The organism is Kitasatospora sp. NPDC015120, from assembly GCF_043080305.1.
In the GTDB taxonomy this organism is placed as follows: Bacteria; Actinomycetota; Actinomycetes; order Streptomycetales; family Streptomycetaceae; genus Kitasatospora.
This window is the reverse complement of the sequence record NZ_JBIBVJ010000007.1, coordinates 181,932-198,153: the sequence shown is the minus strand read 5'-3', so window position 1 is coordinate 198,153 and position 16,222 is coordinate 181,932. Positions and strand designations below refer to the sequence as shown.

Here is a 16,222-nt window from a genome sequence, read left to right as displayed (position 1 = left end):
GCCGGGGCCGGGTGGCCCGCTCAGGCGTCAGGACGCCACGTCCCTACGGACCGCGTCAGAGCGCCGCGCTGTTGTTGATGATGCAGATGTCCTCGACGAGGCCGTCCTCCTCCTCGATGCCGTGCGCGACGACGTCGACCTCCTCGTCCTCGGCCTCGGTCGGCTCCGGGTTGATGGACTCGGGCATGGTGTCTCCCTCTGCAGTGCGGCGTCCGCTACGCCGGCCCGGGGCCACCGTAGGGAGGCCCGGTATGGCGGCGCTTGGCCGGCGGTTCGATTTCGGTATGACGGTCGGTCAGCCGCCGTTCGGCCGTGGTGCACGCGCTGGTCGACGGCGGCCCGCGGCGCCGCCCGGCGGCGGCGCGCCGGGGTCGTGTCAGGAGTGGCGCGCCGGGGCCGCTTCAGCGGTGGCGCGCCGGCACCCGCTCGGCGGCCCGGGCGGCCCGCTCCCGGGCGTAGGCGTAGAGCAGCGCCGGCATGGCGTAGCGCACCGCGCCCGCCGGGCCGGGTGCGCCGGCCAAGGTCAGGACGCTCGCCTCCAGGAGGTCCTCCAGGGTGCGGGCCGCCGTCCCCGGGTCGCAGTCCAGCACCGCCGCGGCCTGGTCGAGCGTGAACACCGGCCGGGCGAGCAGCCCGAGCCGCAGCACCGCCCGGTGCCCGGCCTCCGGAAGCTCCCCCACCGCCCCGGCCAGCCGCACCCGCACCAGCGGGTCGCCGCCGCACAGCTCGTCCAGCAGGGCGCGCCCGCCGGTCAGCCGGGCGCCGTACTCGCCCAGCGGCACGTGCCGCAGGAAGGCCAGGCGGTCGGCGACCAGCCGCACCCCGAGCGGCAGCAGCCCGGCGGCGCACACGATCCGGGCGGCGGCCTCGCGGTCGGCCTCGACGCGCTCGGCGCCGATCGTCCGCCCGAGGAACTCCACCGCCTCGTCCACGCCGAGGGGCGGCAGCCAGAACCGGTGGGCGCCCTCCAGGCCGATCAGCCCGGGCCGGGCGGTGACCACCACCGCGCTCTCCCCGGCCTCCGGCAGCAGCGGCCGGACCTCCGACTCGCGGCGGGCGTCGTCGACGACCACCAGGGCACGGCGGCCGGTCAGCCACAACTGCCAGGCCCAGCGCGGGTCGGAGCGGCCCGGCGGGCGGGGCGGGCCGCCGCCGTGCCCGGCGGGGGCGGTGGCGGCGAGCAGCTGGCGCAGCACGTCCTCCGGCGGGCGCAGCCGGCCGTCGTCGCCGCGCAGCCGCACGAACAGCCGGCCGTCCGGGAACCGTTCGCCGAGCCGGTGCGCGGTGTGCACGGCGAGCGCGGTCTTCCCGGCGCCGAGCGGTCCGCTCAGCACCGCGAGCCGGCCGGCGCCGCCGGTGAGCACCTCGGTCAGACGGTGCCGGACGGCGGCGCGGCCGGTGAAGGCGGGCGGGTCGGTGGGCAGCAGGTGGGGCGGTGCCGGGCTCCCGGCGGGCGCGGGCCCGGGCGGTGCGGCGGGCCCGTACGGGGCGGCCGGAGGGGACGGGGCGGCCGGGCCGGAGGGGGCGGCGGTGCGCGGCAGGACCGGGCCCGCCTCGCAGAGCAGCGCCCGGTAGAAGCGGGCCAGCGCCGGGCTGGGCGGCAGGCCGAGTTCGTGGGCGAGCAGCTGGCGCAGCTCGTCGTAGACGGCGAGGGCCTCGAAGCGGCGCCCGGCCTGGCAGAGCGCGGCCATCTGCAACATCCGCAGCCGCTCGCGCAGCGGGTGGCGCTGGGCGGTCTCGGCGACCCGCTCGATCGCCTCCGCCCCGCGGCCGGCGGCGAGTTCGGCGTCCAGCCAGTCCTCGAACACCCCCAGGAAGCGGCGGTCCAGGCGCTGCGCGGCGGCGTCGATCAGCGGTACGTCCCGGAAGCCGTCCAGCGCCGGTCCGCGCCAGAGCCCCAGCGCCTGCGCGAACGCCCCGGCCCGGGCCCGCTGTTCGAAGCGGAGCGCGTCGAGGCCGTCCTCGCCGGCGTGCAGGACGTAGCCGCCGGCCTGGTGGCTGATCCGCACGGCCGGGACGGTCCGTTCCGCGGCGCTCCCGGGCTCGGCCCCGAGCAGCCGGCGCAGCCCCGAGACGTACACCTGGAGGTTCTTGCGGGCGGTGCGCGGCGGCGCGTCGTCCCACAGCGCCTCGACGAGCGTCTCGGCCGACAGCCGGGTGTTCGCGTGGGACAGCAGTGCCGCCAGGAGGATCTGTTGTTTCCGTGATCCCGCATCGAGCTCCCGGCCGTTCTCCAGCACGCGGAGCGGGCCGAGAATCCCGAATCCAACCGCCATCTCACGCCAACTTGATGACGAAGGAATGCCCTTCCACCTCGGCGTCCGAAACGGCGTCCAGCCGCTGTTTCACGGAATTGAGGACGGCGACCTCGTCCTCGGTGAGCCGGGACAGCACGTCCTGCTGCTCCAGGGTCAGCAGGTCGACCGGGTTGCCCGCCTGCCGGAGGGCGGTGAGGGCGTCGAAGGTCATGGTCCCCTCCTTCTCGGATGCCAGATCATCATCACCGCCGCCCGGGGGCCCGTCCATGAGACCTTTGGGCCAGGAATCACCGCCGGTCGCCGGTGCGGGGGCGGACTCCGCGAGAATCAGCGCGAGCAGTCCGGCCTGCAGTCTTGACCGGAGTCCCAGTTTCGCCAGAATGGCGGTGACGAACCGTTTGACGGTGCGTTCGCTGATATGGAGTTCGTAGGCTATCGACCGGTTGTCGTATCCGAGGCCCAGCAGGTGCAGCACGGCGCGCTCACGCGGGGTCAGCGCCCCGGCGAGCGACAGGGCGGCCGCCGTCGGCCGCGGCGCGCTCCCGGGCGCCCGGGGGCTCCCGCACGCCGGACAGACCGGATCTCCACCACCCATCGACAGGATCCCCCCTCCGGCGGCACAGCACAGCGGTGCCCTCATGCTGACGCCCGCACCGGGCACCGGCAAGAGGGCGGGCGCGTCAGGAGCATGCCGTCCGGGCTCCCGGCCCCGCCGAACGCCGCGGACCGCTGCTCGCCGCCCTGGCCCGGGCCGGGCTGCCCGCCCTGCGGCCGGACCCGGCCACCGTGCTGCCGCGGTGCCGGTGCCGCTCGCCGCGGTGCGGGCCCGGCAGCACCGGTCGCCGCCGTCTCCGGCCACCCCCGGGCCGCCCGCTTCCGCGCCCGCGCCGACCACGTCGAGGCGGTTCCCCGCGCTCGCGTCCGGCGCGGCATCGGAGGGGTTCGCCGGGGGCGGGGCCGGGTTGCGCGCGGCGGGGCCGGCGGAGCCGCCGCGGCTGCCGCCGGTCGTACCCGGGCGGCAGGACCGTCCGGCTAGCTCCGCGGCGGAGAGCACCTGGAGGACGTGCCCGGACGGGCGCGCTGTTGCACCCTGGAGGGCCCGCGCCGCGAGCCGTACTTCACCGGCTCCACCGGCCGAGGGCCGCGGCCGTCGCTCCCGTCAGCGCTGCCCGGGGGCGGGGACGGTGTCGGGAGCGCCGTCGGGGGCCGCCTCGGCGAGGGCGTCCAGCACCGGGCGGATGAGCGGATGGCCGTCGGCCCCGGCCCGGACGGCGGCGAACACCCGCCGGGTGGCGAGCGCGCTGTCGACGGGGCGGACGGCGACCCGGGCCAGGTCGACGCCGAGCAGCGCCGAGCGCGGCACCAGCGCCACGCCCGCGCCCGCGGAGGCGAGGGCGACGACGGCCCGGAAGTCGTCGGAGGAGTGCACCAGGCGCGGCTGGAACCCGGCGTGCTCGCAGGCCAGCAGCACCACGTCGTGGCAGGGGTTGCCCGGGTAGGGGCCGATCCACGGCTCACCGGCGAGGTCGGCCACCGCGATCGGGCCCTCGCCGGCGGCCAGCGGGTGGGCGAGCGGCAGCACCGCCTCGAACGGTTCCGCGTACAGGGGCACCCGGGTGAGGCGGGCGTCGTCGGCGCGCGGGGCGCCCCGGTACTCGACCGCCACCGCGAGGTCGGCGCGGCCGTCGAGCACCATCGGCAGGCTGGCGTCGCCCTCGGCGTCGAGCACCTTCAGCCGGACGCCGGGGGCGCGGACGGCCAGGGTGCCGATCGCGGGCGCGAGGACGAGCGAGATCCCGGTGGCGAAGGACGCGACGGTCACCTCGCCGGAGACGCCCGCGCTGTAGGCGGCGAGGTCGGCCTCGGCCCGTTCGAGCTGGGCGAGCACGGCGTCCGCGTGCCCGAGCAGGATCTCCCCGGCGGCCGTGAGCCGCACCCCGCGCCCCTCCCGGGCCAGCAGGTGGTGCCCGGTCTCCTGCTCCAGCGCGGCGAGCTGCTGTGACACGGCGGAGGGCGTGAGGTAGAGCGCGGCCGCCGCGGCGGTCACCGTCCGGTGGTCCGCCACCGCTCGCAGGGTCCGCAGCCGTCTCGCGTCGATCACAGCCCAATTCTGCCAGCGCCCCCGCGCCTGCCGGGGCGGGGGTGAAGGGCCGGTGGAGGAGCGGGCCCGGGGAGCGGGACGCCGGACCGGCCGGCCTCCCGCTCCCCGGGCCCGTCACGGGCGCTCCACGGGCACGTCACCGGCCTCCTCCGGGGGACCGCGGCGCACGGCCGGGGCGCCGGGGCGGGCCGCCCGCTCCGGGGCGGGCGGTCCCGGCGGGGCGGGGTCGCGGTCGGTGGGCAGCCGGCCGGTGAGCAGGAACGCCACCAGGCACCCGGCGGCCAGCACCGCCGCGCCGCCGACCGCGTCCAGCACCCAGTGGTTGGCGGTGGCGACCACCACCAGGAAGGTGGTCACCGGGTAGAGCACCGCCACCCCCCTGAGCCACGGCGTGCGGACGGTGCTGACCACCACCAGCGCGCACCAGCCCGCCCAGCCGATGTGCAGCGAGGGCATCGCCGCGTACTGGTTGGTCAGCGCCGTCAGGGCCCCGAGCGGGGACTCGCCGGGGACGCCGTCCGGCTCCTCGTGCAGTCCGGTTCCGGGCACCAGCCGGGGCGGGGCGAGCGGGTAGCCCCAGAAGCCGAGCAGCGCGAGGCCGGTGGCCGCGAAGAGCACGGTGCGGGCGGTGCGGTAGCGGGCCGGACGGCGGACGTAGAGCCAGGCGAGCACGGCCAGCGGGACGGTCACGTGCAGCACCCGGTAGTACTCCTGGGCGAGGTCGCGCACCCAGTCGCCGGCCCGCAGCGCCCAGCCGTTGAGGGCCGGTTCGACGTCCAGGTGGAGGGCCTGCTCCAGCCCGTAGAGGCGCCGGGCGTGGTCGGTGGCGGCGGCGACCCGGTCGGGAGCGGCGTTGCGGATCCAGGTGTAGACGCCGTAGTCGACCTGGATGAGCAGGAGCTCCAGGACGGGGTTGGGCCGGGAGAGCGGACGCAGCCGGGCCGGCAGCAACGGCAGGCGCGGGGGGCCCAGGCGCCGGAGCGGGCCGGTGCGCCGGGGCGGGGGCGGTCCGGGGGTGCGGGGCAGCCGCCAGCGCGGGTCGGTGCGGCGGCGGAACGGCAGGGCGGTGGCGGCGGCGAGGGCGAGCAGGACGGGGGTCTCGCGCAGCAGCCGGCTGCTGACCGGCTCGATGCCGGGGTCGAACAGGGTCGCGGGCAGCAGGGCGGCGGTGACGGCGACCACCGGCCACAGGGCGCGGTCCTCGGGGCGGCGGCCGAGGCGTCCGGTGGCGGCGAGCAGCAGCCAGCCGAGATCGGCGGGGCCGGCGACGGGGGCGGCGGCCACGGTGGCGCAGCCGACGACGCCGGCCGCGAGCAGCGGCTGACCGTCGGCGGCGAGGGCGCGGGCGCGGCGCAGCGCGAGCACCGCGACGGCGGCGGCCACCACGAGCCGCAGCGCGAGCAGCGGAGCGGACGGTCCGTAGGGGCCGAGCGGGCCGGGGCCGGTGAGCCCGTACCGGAGGCGGAGCAGGAGGTGCAGGGCCGCGGCGAGGGCGGCGGCGGTCAGCGCGGCCCGGGCCCGCAGCAGCGGTGCGAAGAGCAGCGCGACGGGGTGCAGTGCGGCGGCCGCGCCGAGCGCGAGACCGCCCGCACGCCGGGGCAGGACCTCCAGCAGCACCAGCGCGATGACCGAGACCCCGAGGACGGCGTCCTCGATGCTCCCCCGCAGTGCGGCGCCGACCAGCAGCGCCGCCGCCCCGGCCGGCCCGACGGCCGCCGGTGCCGGCACCCCCGGCGGCGGCCACCGGGCGAGCAGTGCACCGGCCAGTGCGACGGCCCCCAGGGCGGCCACCACCAGCACCGGCCGCCGCCCGGCGGTCCACGTCACCGCCGCGCAGGCCGTCAGTGCCGCGACCCAGCAGACCGCCGTGACCACGGCCCCCGGTCTGCCTCCCGCCATCCCGCTCCTCTCCCGCCGCCCGCCGCTCCCCTTCCCGCCGACTCTCTGCGCCCGCCCGCCGGCCCGCACCCCGGGCGCCCCCGCCCGGGTGGCGCGGCGGGGGGGTGTTCGCACGGTGCAGCGGAAACCGCGAACGGGAGTGGGAAGTCGGGCGGGCCGACTTCCCACTCCCGTGGCGGGAGGGTGGGACAGAGGGTTCGGGGGCCGGGGAGGCGGTTGGCGAGCCCGTGGCGCGTCCGGTTCCGAGCGGACGCGCCACGGGCGATCAGGGGGCGGGCGGTTACTCGCCCAGGGCGGCGCGCGCGTCGATGAACGCGGCGACGGCGCGCTCGACGTCCGCGGTGCTGTGCGCGGCGGAGAGCTGCACGCGGATCCGGGCCTGGCCGTGCGGCACGACCGGGTAGGAGAAGCCGATCACGTAGACGCCGCGCTCCAGCAGCAGTTCGGCGAGGCGGCCGGCCTTCGCGGCGTCGCCGATCATCACCGGGGCGATCGGGTGGTCGCCGGGCAGGATCTCGAAGCCCGCCTCGGTCATCTTCGCGCGGAACAGCGCCGTGTTGGCCGCCAGCCGCTCGCGCAGCTCGTTCGACTGCTCGACGAGGTCCAGCACCTTCAGCGAGGCCGCCGCGATCACCGGCGCGAGCGAGTTCGAGAACAGGTACGGGCGCGACCGCTGGCGCAGCAGGGCGACGATCTCGCGCCGCGCGGCGACGTAGCCGCCGGAGGCGCCGCCGAGCGCCTTGCCCAGCGTGCCGGTGATGATGTCGACCCGGTCCATGACGCCGTGCAGCTCGGGCGTGCCGCGCCCGTGCGCGCCGACGAAGCCGACGGCGTGCGAGTCGTCGACCATGACCATGGCGTTGTAGCGGTCGGCGAGGTCGCAGATCTCGCGCAGCGGGGCGACGTAGCCGTCCATGGAGAAGACGCCGTCGGTGACGATCAGGCGCCGGCGGGCGTCCTGGCTCTCCTTGAGCTGCTGCTCCAGGTCGGCGAGGTCGCGGTTGGCGTAGCGGTGGCGGCGGGCCTTGCAGAGGCGGATGCCGTCGATGATGCTCGCGTGGTTGAGGGCGTCGGAGATGACGGCGTCGCGCTCGTCCAGCAGAGTCTCGAAGACGCCGCCGTTGGCGTCGAAGCAGGAGGAGTAGAGGATGGTGTCCTCCTGGCCGAGGAACGCGGAGAGGCGGTCCTCCAGCTCCTTGTGCACGTCCTGGGTGCCGCAGATGAAGCGGACGGACGCCATGCCGTAGCCCCAGCGGTCGAGGGCGTCCTTGGCGGCGGCGAGCACCTCGGGGTGGTCGGCGAGGCCGAGGTAGTTGTTGGCGCAGAAGTTGAGGACCTCGCCGGGGGTGCCGCCGCCGGTGACGGTGACGGCGGCGCTCTGCGGGGTGCCGATCACCCGTTCCGGCTTGAAGAGCCCGGCCTCGCGGATCTCGTCGAGGGTGGCGGCGAGGTCGTCGCGCACGGTGTCGAACACAGCTGCTCCTAAGCGGGGTGGCAACGGGGGTGGCGAGGGTGGCGGTGCGGGGGGATCAGGCGGTCCAGTCGAGGATGACCTTGCCGCAGCGGCCGCTCGCCGCCTCGTCGAAGGCGGCCTCGAAGTCGGCGGCGGGGTAGCGGCCGGTGATCACGGGGCTGAGGTCGAGGCCGCCCTCCAGCAGGACGGACATCGCGTACCAGGTCTCGAACATCTCGCGGCCGTAGATGCCCTTGATGGTGAGCATGGAGGTGACGACGGAGGCCCAGTCGATCGGGAAGTCCTCGGCGGGCAGGCCGAGCATGGCGATCTTGCCGCCGTGGGTCATGTTGGCGATCATCGACTGGAGCGCCTCGGGGCGGCCGGACATCTCCAGGCCGACGTCGAAGCCCTCGCGCAGGCCGAGCTTCTGCTGGCCCTCCTCGATGGTGTGCTCCGAGACGTCGAGCGCCAGCGAGACGCCGACCTTGCGGGCGAGGTCGAGGCGGTAGGGCGAGACGTCGGTGATCATCACGTGGCGGGCGCCGGCGTGCTTGGCGACGGCGGCGGCCATGATGCCGATCGGCCCGGCACCGGTGACCAGCACGTCCTCGCCGACCAGCGGGAAGGACAGCGCGGTGTGCACGGCGTTGCCGAAGGGGTCGAAGATCGCGGCGACGTCGAGGTCGACGGGGACGCGGTGGACCCAGACGTTGGAGGCGGGCAGGGCGACGTACTCGGCGAAGGCGCCGTCGCGGTTGACGCCGAGGCCGACGGTGTTGCGGCAGAGGTGGCGGCGGCCGGCCAGGCAGTTGCGGCACTTGCCGCAGACCAGGTGGCCCTCGCCGCTGACCAGGTCGCCGACGGCGATGTCGGCGACGCCGGCGCCGGTCTCGGCGACCTCGCCGACGAACTCGTGGCCGAGGACGAGCGGGGTCCGGATGGTCTGCTGCGCCCAGCCGTCCCACGTGCGGATGTGCAGGTCGGTGCCGCAGATGCCGGTGCGCAGCACCTTGATGAGGACCTCGCCGGGGCCGATCACCGGAGTGGGGACGTCCATCATCCAGAGTCCGGGCTCGGCGTTCTGCTTGACGAGTGCCTTCACGGCGGTGACTCCTGACGCACGGTGGGGCGGCCTGGTGTGGGCAGGCCGGCGGGGCCCGGTCGGGGGGCGGCCTGCGGGGCCGGTGGTGTCCGCATTCCGGGCAGGCAGAAATCTGCCTGGTGGGAGGGGGTGCGGTCCATCGAGGAATTCTTAAGGGCCGCGACAGTTCGGCTAAACGATCGTGCCCGAGCAGGAGCCGGGGGCCCTCGCGGCGTGCCGGTCGGCACTCCGACGGCGGAGCGCGTGGGGCGCGTTCGGGGCGCGCGGGCGCCGCTCCGGTGGGCGCACGCCCCCCCCCCGGGGGCGCGGGCGGTCGGACGTGGTCCCGGGTCGGACACGGTCCCGGGTCGGTCGCGGACCCTCGTCAGTCCCGGCGGGCGGTGACGGCGTGGACGAGGGCGGCCGCGGCGGCGAGCAGGGCGACGGCGAGCGCGAGCAGCAGGGCGGTGGAGGCGAGCAGGTCCGCCGAGCGGTGGTGGGCGGAGAGCCGGGTGAGCAGCAGGTTGACCGGGGGCAGGCCCTTGCCGACGGTGAGGACGAGGAGCAGCGCGAGGGCGAGCAGCAGGCCGTGGCCCGGCCTGCGGACCACCGGCCGGGAGGCCAGCAGGCCGACGGCGGTGCCGGTGCAGGCGCAGGTGAGCTGGGCCTCGGTGCCGAGCAGCAGGTCGGCGGCGGTGGGGGTGTGGGTGCCGACGAGCAGCGGCAGGACCAGGCCGAGGGCGGTGAGCGGCAGGCAGCCGAGGAGGACGGTGAGGACGGTGCCGGTGAGCAGGCGCAGCCGGCCGCCGGTGGCGGCGGTGAGCAGCGCGCGGTGGGGCCGGTCCTCCAGGCCGGTGAGCGCCATGGTGAGCCAGGTGGCGGCGAGCAGCATCGCGGCGGCGGCGGCGCCGTGGGCGGCGGTGAGCGGGCCGGTGTCGTTGCTGGTGAGGACGGCGACGAGGGCGGTGAACAGGAGCAGCGGGGCGAGGTGGCGCTGGGAGAGCAGGAGGGTGGTGAGCTGGTAGCGGACGAGGGCGGTCATCGGGTGGCGGTCCTCGGGGCGGGTGCGGGGGGCGAGGGGGCGGCGGCGGGGCGGGTGACGGCCCGGACGGAGCACCCGTGGCGCAGGGCGGCGAGCAGGACGGCGTCGGTGTGCGCCTGCGCGACGCGCAGGTGGAGGTCGGGGCCGCGGCGGGTGGCGGCGAGGACGCCGGGCAGGGCCCGCCAGTCGGGGGCGTCCGGGCCGGGGCCGGGGCCGGTGAGGACGATCTCGGCGGGCGGTACACCCGGCACGGACGGGCCGGCGGCGGGCTCCCGCCGGGTCAGCCGGCCCTCGGCGAGGGTGCGGGTGGCGGTGGCGTGCGCCTCGGCGACCGCTTCGCGGTGGTCGGTGAAGACCACGGCCCCGCCGCCGGCGGCGGTCTCGGCGATGAGTTCGGCGAGGACGGTGTGCGCGGAGGCGTCGAGCCCGGACCAGGGTTCGTCGAGCACCAGCAGGTCCGGCGGGAGCAGCAGGGCCTGGGCGAGCGCGACCTTCTGGGCGTTGCCCTTGGAGAGGGTGCGCAGGGCCGCGTCGGGGCCGCCGGCCAGGGCGAGCCGGTCGAGGAGTTCCCCGGCGCGCCGGCGGGCGGTCGCGGTGGTCAGGCCGCGGATGCGGCCGAGGTGGGTGAGGTAGCCGGCGGCGGTGAGGCGTTCGTGGGCGGTGAACCGGTCGGGGACGTAGCCCACGGCGGCCGGGCGGGCGGCGCGGCGGCCGGTGGCGGCGCGGGTGAGGCGGCCGGTGGTGGGGCGGGTGAGTCCGGCGAGGATGCGCAGCAGGGTGGACTTGCCGGAGCCGTTGGCGCCGAGGACGGCAAGCACGTCGCCGGGACCGAGGCGCAGGTCGACCTCGCGCAGGATCCAGGGCCCGCGTCCGTAGCGTTTGCCGACGGCCACGGCTTCGGCGACCGCCACGGCGCCGGCTTCGCTGTGCAGCACCTCGGTTCTCCCCTCCCGTCGGGTCCGGCGGTGCGCACCCTACTCGGGCGCGGGTAGGGGGCGGGTAATGGCGGTGGGGGCGTGCGGCGTGGGCGCGCGAGCGGGGTTGGGGCGGGTGGCTGACGCGTGGGTCCGTTCGGTCCAGCGGGCGGCCGGTGGGCGCGCGGGGCACTGCCGGGGCGCATACGTTGGCGATCGCTCCCCCTTGCGGGCCCGTGGAGCGCTGCTCCGGGTCCGTCCGGCCCAGAGAGGCGTCCCGAAGATGACGAACCGTGTGACGGCCCGAGCCATGACGTCCCGGCGGCGGTGGCCCGCCGCCCCGCCGGCGCTGCTGCTGGCGCTGGCGGGCCTGCTGGCCGCCGCCGGCTGTGCGGGCGGCTCGCCGTCCGATCCGCCGCCCGCCGGGGCGGTGACGGCCGCACCGGCGGCGCTCAGCCCCTCCCCCGCCGCCTCCCCGACGGCGACCGCCACCCTGTTGAGCCCCTCGCCCACGACGCCCGCCCCGACGACGGCCACCGCGCCGACGACCACCCCGGCGACCACCCCGGCGACCACTCCCCCGGCGGCCACCGCGAGCGGGACGACGGTGCCGTTGACGCCCGAGGTGACGGCGAAACTGGACGCGGCCGTGCAACGGGTGCTGACGCAGGCCTCGGTGCCGGGCGTGATCGTCAACGTGTCGACGCCGCAGGGCGAGTACCTGAAGGCCTTCGGGGTCTCCGAGCGGGTGCCGGGCACGGCCATGGTGACCGGGCTCAACATGCGGGTCGGCAGCCTGACCAAGACGTTCACCGTCACCGCCCTGCTCCGACTGGTGGACCAGGGCAAGCTGGGGCTCGACGACCCGGTCGGCCAGTACGTCACGGGTGTGCCGAACGGCGAGAAGATCACCCTGCGCGAGCTGTCGAACATGCGCAGCGGCCTGTTCTCGTACACCCGGGACGAGGACTTCGTGCGCACCCTCCAGGCGGACCCGCAGCGCGCGTTCACCCCCGACCAGCTGCTCGCGTACGCGTTCCGCCACCCGGTGGACTTCGCGCCGGGCACCCAGTTCGAGTACTCCAACACCAACACGGTGCTGCTGGGCAAGGTGATCGAGAAGGTCGGCGGGCGCCCGCTCGGGGAGTTCCTGAAGAAGGAGGTGTTCGAGCCCGCCCACCTGGACCGCACGGTGTTCCCGACCGACAACGCGTTCCCGCAGCCGCACGCGCGCGGCTACACCGACCAGACGGCGGACGGTGCGATCGCGGACGCCACCGACTGGAACCCGTCCTGGGGCTGGGCGGCGGGGGCGGCCATCTCGGACCAGGGCGACATGAAGAAGTGGGCGAAGGCGCTGGCCACCGGCTCGTTGCTGAAGCCGCAGACCCAGGCGCAGCGCCTGGAGCCGCAGCCGTCGACGGTCCCGGACAGCTGGTACGGGCTGGGGGTGTTCGACAACCACGGGTGGATCGGGCACAACGGTTCGCTGCCGGGCTACCAGTCGGTGGTGGTGTACCTGCCGTCGGCGCAGGCGTCGCTGGTGGTGCTGCTGAACACGGACGTCGAGTACCGGGGTTCGGCGCCGTCGACGCTGTTCGCGAAGGCGGTCACGGAGGTCGTCTCGCCGGGCAACGTCTACGATCTGCCGGCCGCTCCGGCGGACGCTGACGAGCCGTCGGCGTCGCCGTCGGTGACGGTGTCCTCCTCGGTGAAGCCGCCGGAGGAGTCGGCCTGACGTGCGGCGCCCCGGCCCGGGTGCGCTCAGCCGCCGAGCACCCGGGCCAGGTCGTAGGAGACCGGCTCCTCCAGCTGCTCGTAGGTGCAGCCGGAGGGCGTGCGGTCGGGGCGCCAGCGGCGGAACTGGGCGGTGTGGCGGAAGCGGGTGCCCTCCATGTGGTCGTAGGCGACCTCGACGACGCGTTCGGGGCGCAGCGGGATCCAGGAGAGGTCCTTGCCGCCGGTCCAGCGGCTGGTGGCGCCGGGCAGCCGGGCGTCGGCGTGGGCGGCTTCGTCGGCCCAGGCGCCCCAGGGGTGGGCGGCGAGGTCGGTGGTGCGCAGCGGGGCGAGCTCCTCGGCGAGTTCGCGGCGGCGGGCCATCGGGAAGGCGGCGCAGACGCCGACGTGCTGGAGGCGGCCGTCGGCGTCGTTCAGGCCGAGGAGCAGGGAGCCGACGACGGGGCCGCTCTTGTGTTCGCGGTAGCCGGCGACGACGCAGTCGGCGGTGCGTTCGTGCTTGATCTTGTACATGGCGCGTTCGCCGGGCCGGTAGGGCTGGTCGAGGGGTTTGGCGACGATGCCGTCGAGTCCGGCGCCCTCGTACTGGGCGAACCAGGTCGTGGCGAGGTCGCGGTCGGTGGTGGTGGGGGCGGTGAAGACGGGGTCGGCGGCGTCGGCGAGGGCGGCTTCGAGGGCGTGGCGGCGGGCGTCGAGGGGCCGGTCGAGGAGGGCGTCGTCGCCGAGGGCGAGCAGGTCGAAGGCGACGTAGGAGGCGGGGGTGCGTTCGGCGAGGAGCGTGACGCGGCTGGCGGCGGGGTGGATGCGTTCGAGGAGTTCCTCGAAGCGCAGCCGGCCGTCGCGGGCGATGACGATCTCGCCGTCGAGGACGCAGCGGCGGGGCGTCTCGCGGCGCAGGGCCCCGACGAGTTCGGGGAAGTAGCGGGTGAGGGGTTTGCCGGTGCGGCTGCCGAGTTCGACCTCGTCGCCGTCGCGGAAGACGATGGTGCGGAAGCCGTCCCACTTGGCCTCGTACTGCATGCCGGGCGGGATCTTCGCGACGGACTTGGCGAGCATCGGGGCGAGGGGCGGCATGACGGGCAGGTCCATGGTCCCGATCCTCGCGCCGAACGTTCCGGGGCGCGCGGCGGGCGGGGCGCGCTTAGCGTGAGAGGCATGGGCTCTGCCGTGGAACTGGATGTCGCCGGGCGCACCGTCCGGCTGTCGAACCCGGACAAGGTGTACTACCCGGAGCGCGGGTTCACCAAGCTGGACGTCGCGGAGTACTACCTGGCGGTGGCGCCGGGGGTGCTGCGCGGGCTGCGGGACCGGCCGACGACGCTGCAGCGGTTCCCGGACGGGGTGGAGGGCGAGTTCTTCTACCAGAAGCGGGCGCCCAAGGGCCTGCCGGAGTGGCTGCCGACGGCGCGGATCGCCTTCCCGAGCGGGCGGTCGGCGGACGAGATCTGTCCGACGGAGCCGGCGGCGGTGCTGTGGGCGGCGAACCTGGGGTGTCTGACCTTCCACCCGTGGCCGGTGCGCCGCTCGGACACCGAGCACGTCGACGAGTTGCGGATCGACCTCGATCCGCAGCCGGGCACGGATTTCAAGGACGCGGTGCGGGCGGCGCACGAGTTGCGGGCGGTGCTGGAGGAGCAGGGGCTGCGGGGGTGGCCGAAGACCTCGGGCGGGCGGGGGCTGCACGTGTACGTGCCGCTGGTGGCGCAGTGGTCGTTCACGGACGGGCGGCATGCGGTGATCGCGCTGGGCCGGGAGCTGGAGCGGCGGCTGCCGGGCCGGGTGACGACGGCGTGGTGGAAGGAGGAGCGCGGGGAGCGGATCTTCGTCGACTACAACCAGATGGCGCGGGACCGCACGATCGCCTCGGCGTACTCGCTGCGGGCGCGGCCGCGGGCGACGGCGTCGGCGCCGTTGCGCTGGGAGGAGCTGGACGACGTGCTGCCGGAGGACTTCGACCTGCGGACGCTGCCGGCCCGGTTCGCCGAGCTGGGGGACGTGCACGCGGGGATGGAGGACGAGCCGTTCCGGCTGGAGGGGCTGCTGGAGCTGTACGAGCGGCAGGTCGCGGAGGGGGCGCACGGTGAGCTGCCGTATCCGCCGGACCATCCGAAGGCGGCGGGCGAGCCGACCCGGGTGCAGCCGAGCCGGGCGCGGAAGAAGGTGTGAGCGCGACCTCTAGGCTGGGGGCCCGCACGGATCACGGAGGGGCGGTCGTACGGTGGGTGCACGGGGGTTGCGGGAGGTCCTGGCGGACGCGGCGGACGGGGTGTTCCCGCCGCCGGACGGGTCGGTGACGGTGGTGGCGCAGCCGTCGCCGCGCGAGGCGGGGGTGCTGGCGTTCTCCGCGCACACGGTGGTGTTCACGGACGAGGATCCGGCGTGGGTGCGGTCCGCGCTGGCGGCGGTCCCGGGCGAACCGCTGGCGGCGCCGCTGTGTCCGCCGTTCCTGAGCGCGTTCGCGCGGCGGACGGGGCGGCTGAACGGCACCATCGACCTGCTGACGGTGGCGGACCGGCTGCCGGGCGCGCCGCCGCTGGCGGTGGCGGAGGTGGCGGACCGGGAGCATCCGCGGGTGGTGCGGGCGCTGTGCCACCGCGACGACGTCCGGGTGTTCGAGGCGGACGGCGGGCGCGGGGTCCTGGTGCTGGGGCGCGGGGTGGCGGGGCGCTGGGAGTGCGCGATCGAGGTGGACGGGGCGGCGCGCGGGCGCGGTCTGGGGCGGGCGCTGGCTCTGGCCGCGCGGCACCTGGTGCCGGAGGGCGGCCGGGTGTGGTCGCAGCAGGCGCCGGGGAACGCGAGCAGTGTGCGGGCCTTCCAGGCGGCCGGTTACCGGCCGGTGGGGGCGGAGACGCTGCTGGTGGCGCGGTGAGCGCGCTCGTGGCCGTGCCCGAGGAGGTGCGGGCGCGGCTGGAGGTGCGTTTCGGGCCGCGGGCCCGGGAGTGGTGCGCCGAGCTGCCGGGCCTGGTGGACGCGCTGGCCGCGCGCTGGGGCCTGGCCGTGCGGGCGGCCGGCGGGGGCGGCACGGCGCGGGTGTTCCGCTGCGAGCGGCTCGCCGACGGCGTGCCGGTGTGGCTGAAGCTGACGCCGGACCCGGTGGTGGCCGCGCAGGAGGCGGCGGCGCTGGGCGCGTGGCGCGGGGTGCCGTCGGTGGTGCGGCTGCTGGGGTACGACCCGGGGTCGGGGGCGCTGCTGCTCGCGGACGTCCGGCCGGGGACGTCGCTGCGCGAGCACGGCTGGCGGCCGGCGCAGGTGGCGCCGCTGCTGGGCGCGCTGCGCTCGGTGCCGGTGGACGGGGTGGACCTGCCGCCGCTGGCCGGGCGGCTGGACTTCCTGTTCGAGCTGACCGGGCGGCGGGCGCCCGGCGTGCCGACGGCCGGGGCGCGGGCGCTGGCCCGGGAGCTGACCGCTCCCGGCGGCCCGGTGGCGCTGGTGCACGGCGATCTGCACCCGGCGAACGTGCTGCTCGGCCCGGACGGCCCGGTGGCGATCGACCCGCGCGCGTGCCTGGGCGATCCGGACTTCGACCTGGTCGACTGGGCGCTGGACGGTGTCGGCGACCCGGCGGCGCTGGCGGCGCGGATCGGCGAGCTGACCGCTCTCGTCCCGGGGGCCGACCCCGGCCGGGTCCTCGCCTGGTGCCGGGCGACGGCCGTGGTGGTCGCCGCCCCGCGCCTGGCCGCGGGCCACCGGGACGCGCGGACGGTGTTCCTGGGGGACCTGGCGGGCCTGTAGCG

The 16,222-nt window shown here is 76.5% G+C and carries 14 protein-coding genes; 4 read left to right on the top strand and 10 right to left on the bottom strand.

All coding sequences use genetic code 11. The features are described 5' to 3' along the window. Positions 1-55: 55 nt before the first annotated feature. The 9 genes from ACF1AK_RS19095 to ACF1AK_RS19055 all read right to left on the bottom strand — a co-directional run bounded on the left by ACF1AK_RS19095 (position 56) and on the right by ACF1AK_RS19055 (position 10,772). Positions 56-187, bottom strand: coding sequence for a hypothetical protein (locus ACF1AK_RS19095; RefSeq protein WP_380288835.1), 132 nt, complete (start codon positions 185-187; stop codon positions 56-58). Positions 188-401: 214 nt separating this feature from the next. Next, on the bottom strand, positions 402-2,276 hold the full coding sequence (locus ACF1AK_RS19090; protein WP_391499947.1) for a BTAD domain-containing putative transcriptional regulator: 1,875 nt from the start codon (positions 2,274-2,276) through the stop codon (positions 402-404). A 1-nt stretch (position 2,277) separates the two neighbouring features. After that, positions 2,278-2,853: a helix-turn-helix transcriptional regulator gene (locus tag ACF1AK_RS19085; protein WP_391499946.1), complete on the bottom strand. Its 576-nt coding sequence runs from the start codon at positions 2,851-2,853 to the stop codon at positions 2,278-2,280. Between the two features lie 564 nt (positions 2,854-3,417). Further along, positions 3,418-4,359 carry a LysR family transcriptional regulator gene (locus tag ACF1AK_RS19080; protein WP_391499945.1) on the bottom strand — a complete coding sequence of 314 codons (942 nt, stop codon included), beginning with the start codon at positions 4,357-4,359 and terminating at the stop codon, positions 3,418-3,420. 114 nt (positions 4,360-4,473) lie between these two features. Beyond that, positions 4,474-6,258, bottom strand: a complete 1,785-nt coding sequence (locus ACF1AK_RS19075; protein ID WP_391499944.1) for a phosphatase PAP2 family protein — start codon at positions 6,256-6,258, stop codon at positions 4,474-4,476. A gap of 280 nt (positions 6,259-6,538) precedes the next feature. Continuing rightward, entirely contained in the window at positions 6,539-7,732 is a 1,194-nt protein-coding gene (locus tag ACF1AK_RS19070; protein WP_391499943.1) for a glycine C-acetyltransferase, read from the bottom strand. A gap of 55 nt (positions 7,733-7,787) precedes the next feature. Continuing rightward, positions 7,788-8,816, bottom strand: coding sequence for an L-threonine 3-dehydrogenase (gene tdh, locus ACF1AK_RS19065; RefSeq protein ID WP_391499942.1), 1,029 nt, complete (start codon positions 8,814-8,816; stop codon positions 7,788-7,790). A 364-nt stretch (positions 8,817-9,180) separates the two neighbouring features. Then, on the bottom strand, positions 9,181-9,837 hold the full coding sequence (locus ACF1AK_RS19060) for a hypothetical protein (protein WP_391499941.1): 657 nt from the start codon (positions 9,835-9,837) through the stop codon (positions 9,181-9,183). Further along, positions 9,834-10,772 carry an ATP-binding cassette domain-containing protein gene (locus ACF1AK_RS19055; RefSeq protein WP_391499940.1) on the bottom strand — a complete coding sequence of 313 codons (939 nt, stop codon included), beginning with the start codon at positions 10,770-10,772 and terminating at the stop codon, positions 9,834-9,836. The genes ACF1AK_RS19060 and ACF1AK_RS19055 overlap by 4 nt, the downstream gene beginning before the upstream one ends. A 262-nt stretch (positions 10,773-11,034) precedes the next feature. Between ACF1AK_RS19055 and ACF1AK_RS19050 the strand changes: the two genes are divergently transcribed. Beyond that, complete coding sequence (locus ACF1AK_RS19050; RefSeq protein WP_391499939.1) at positions 11,035-12,489, top strand: serine hydrolase domain-containing protein; 1,455 nt, start codon at positions 11,035-11,037, stop codon at positions 12,487-12,489. Positions 12,490-12,515: 26 nt separating this feature from the next. Here ACF1AK_RS19050 and ACF1AK_RS19045 read toward each other — a convergent pair whose 3' ends face one another. Beyond that, positions 12,516-13,577, bottom strand: coding sequence for an ATP-dependent DNA ligase (locus ACF1AK_RS19045; protein ID WP_391499938.1), 1,062 nt, complete (start codon positions 13,575-13,577; stop codon positions 12,516-12,518). Positions 13,578-13,643: 66 nt separating this feature from the next. Between ACF1AK_RS19045 and ligD the strand changes: the two genes are divergently transcribed. From ligD to ACF1AK_RS19030, 3 genes are all read left to right on the top strand, one after another. After that, complete coding sequence (ligD, locus tag ACF1AK_RS19040) at positions 13,644-14,654, top strand: non-homologous end-joining DNA ligase (protein ID WP_391499937.1); 1,011 nt, start codon at positions 13,644-13,646, stop codon at positions 14,652-14,654. Between the two features lie 67 nt (positions 14,655-14,721). Next, on the top strand, positions 14,722-15,357 hold the full coding sequence (locus tag ACF1AK_RS19035) for a GNAT family N-acetyltransferase (protein WP_391499936.1): 636 nt from the start codon (positions 14,722-14,724) through the stop codon (positions 15,355-15,357). Further along, on the top strand, positions 15,354-16,220 hold the full coding sequence (locus tag ACF1AK_RS19030; RefSeq protein WP_391499935.1) for an aminoglycoside phosphotransferase family protein: 867 nt from the start codon (positions 15,354-15,356) through the stop codon (positions 16,218-16,220). Before ACF1AK_RS19035 ends, ACF1AK_RS19030 begins: the two co-directional genes overlap by 4 nt. Positions 16,221-16,222: the final 2 nt, after the last annotated feature.